Genomic DNA, 2,853 nt, shown 5'->3' with positions numbered 1-2,853 from the left:
AATCCCTTGGAGGGCATCCGCAGGTGCGGTTTTAATTGCTATGACGGCCCCCGCCATGAGCATGGATTAGAGGAGAGAATGGCTGCGGCTGCGCCCTGGGATGAGCAGATCAATACGCTGAGGAAGGAGCTGACAGGACAGGGTATGGACTGTGGTGTGACGATTATGGGCGGAACGCCTTCTTTTCCCTGTCACGAACATCTTACAGATGCTTATTTGAGTCCGGGAACCTGTGTGATTCAGGATATAGGCTACCGGGACGCATACGCAGATCTGCCCTTTGTGCCGGCGGCGGCCTTGCTTACCCGTGTGATCAGCAGACCCACGGAGGATACCTTTACGCTGGATTTGGGAACCAAGGCTGTGGCCTGCGACCCGCCCATTCCCAGGGCGCAGATCGTGGGCATGGAATATGCCCAGACGGTGATGCACAATGAGGAGCACTGGGTTTTAAGAGTGCCCAACGAGCACAGAAAGGATATTCCTGAGATCGGCACCGTGCTCTTTGCCCTTCCGGTGCATATCTGCCCTACAACGGCCCTTTATGCTTCTGTTTTGGCTGTGGAGGGAGGACGGATCAGGGAATGGTGGGAGGTGACGGCGGCAAAACGCAGGATTACCTATTGAGGGCGGCAGCTTCCCTAAGGGAAGCTGTCATAAATTTTCAGAGACATTTAATAGACAAGGGGTGATAAAAGAGTTATTATAATAGAAGCTTACAAAGAAAGGACTGATTTGTATAAGAGAACGTCCAGATAAATTCAGGTTAGAGGAAACGTCGATATGGTCGTTTCCGGATAGAGGAAGCTGGGCAACACATTCAGGTAAATACAGGGGGAATTGGTCGCCTTACGTTCCACGAAATCTGATATTGCGGTATTCCAAGGAAAATGATTGGATATTGGATCAATTTCTGGGAAGCGGAACAACACTGATAGAAGCAAAGCTTTTAGGAAGAAATGCCATTGGTATAGATGTAAATCCGGAATCTATCAAATTGTCTAATTCAAATCTTAATTTTTTCAATTATCTAACTCCCAAAATATTCATACGACAGGGAAGTGCAAGGGACTTGTCATTTATTAAAGATAATAGTATAGACATGATTTGCACACATCCGCCATACGCCGATATTATTCAATATAGCCATAATATTGTTGAGGATATGTCACTTTTGTCATATGAAGAATTCCTTTTTGCTATGAAAGAAGCTGCAAGTGAAGCATACAGAGTATTAAAGCCCAAGGCGATTTGCTCATTTATGATCGGGGACGTACGAAAAAAAGGATACGTCTGCCCTTTGGGAATGGATACCATGAAATCTTTTGTTCAAGCAGGTTTTAGGTTAAAAGAGATTATTATTAAAGAACAGCATAATTGCAGATCTACACAGTACTGGCAGAAAAAGGAGAAAAGCTTTCTGCTGCTGGCTCATGAGAACATATTTGTTTTAGAAGAGTAATTATCTTATTTCAGTCATTGCCGAATTTAAAAGTTGCTTCTGCTGAATTTTAGAGATATACTAAGTGAAACGGCAGACAAAGATATATGTGCTGCTGCAGGGAACAGTTATGCTTTTATGATGAAGCTGGAAAATGAGAATGTTACTACAGATGGGATAGCAAGGGATTGAGTCATAATGAAAAAAAACGGTATGGCAGAGCAGGCAACTGAAAAAGAGAATTGTATACAAGCAGGTCCCATCTTGAAGTGGGCGGGCGGAAAGACTCAGATGTTAGGGGATTTATTGCCAAAAGTTCCTGCTTCCTATGGAAGGTATATTGAACCGTTCATAGGCGGCGGCGCTATGTTTTTTGCATTAAAGCCTGAAGATGCGGTTATTGCAGACAGCAATCCGGAATTAATTAATGTGTACAAAGAGGTTGCAGAGAATGTTGATAAGGTAATTTCCTACTTGCAGCAATATGAAAATACGCAGGAAATGTTTTACAATGTCCGTGCCTTGGATTGGCAGGCACTGCCTAAGGCTGAAGCTGCGGCCAGGACGATTTACCTGAATAAGACATGCTTTAATGGTCTTTATCGCGTCAACAAAAAAGGCCAGTTTAACGTTCCTTTTGGGAAATATAAAGCGCCTAACTTTTGTGATATAGAAGGATTATATGCGGCATCGCAGGTATTGCAAAAAGCCAATATAGTGTGTGACGATTATTTGACAGTGCTAAAGAAGTATGCAAGACAGGGGGATTTTATTTTTTTAGATCCGCCTTATCTGCCTGTTTCGGAATACGCCGATTTCAAACGATATACAAAGGAACAATTTTATGAGGAGGATCATGTAGAGCTGGCAGCGGAGGTACAGCGTCTGCAGGAATTGGGATGCTATGTGGTTCTTACAAACTCGAATCATCCTCTTGTGCATGAATTGTATAAATCATTTAACACCGAAGTGATACAGACAAAACGATATATATCCTGTAGAGGAAATAAACGAAAAGGGGAGGATGTAATAGTTACTGTTCCTCCCAAAAGAAAAACGCTGATTAAGCTGGTTCCGGAACCATTGCCGGAGCAGGTATCCCATTATCCGGCTACTAGGTATATGGGTTCCAAAAGCAAACTGCTTTCCGAAATTTGGTCGGCTGCATCACAATTTCAATTTGATACAGTAGTGGATTTATTTGCCGGCTCAGGCATTGTCGGATATATGTTTAAGTCTCAGGGAAAAGCTGTAGTAAGCAATGATTATATGGCTATGTCTGCGACGTTTGCAAAAGCAATGATTGAAAATAATGGAATCACTTTATCAATGGAAGAGGCTAAAAAGCTTTTGACTGCATGCAAGGAATCAGATCATTTTGTGTCTCATACATTTAAGGGCTTGTATTGTAC

At 42.8% G+C, this 2,853-nt stretch carries 3 protein-coding genes; all 3 read left to right on the top strand.

The features are described from left to right. On the top strand, positions 1–627 hold a 627-nt coding region (locus AC1WIP_RS14090), incomplete at its 5' end, for a type III PLP-dependent enzyme domain-containing protein (RefSeq protein ID WP_481142420.1). A 103-nt stretch (positions 628–730) separates the two neighbouring features. Beyond that, a complete protein-coding gene (locus AC1WIP_RS14085) occupies positions 731–1,462 on the top strand; it encodes a TRM11 family SAM-dependent methyltransferase (protein WP_481142421.1) in 732 nt (243 codons plus the stop codon). Positions 1,463–1,639: 177 nt separating this feature from the next. After that, on the top strand, positions 1,640–2,853 hold a 1,214-nt coding region (locus AC1WIP_RS14080; protein ID WP_481142419.1), incomplete at its 3' end, for a DNA adenine methylase.

Source organism: Acetatifactor sp. (genome assembly GCF_982438285.1).
This window is presented reverse-complemented; position numbering and strand designations above follow the sequence as displayed.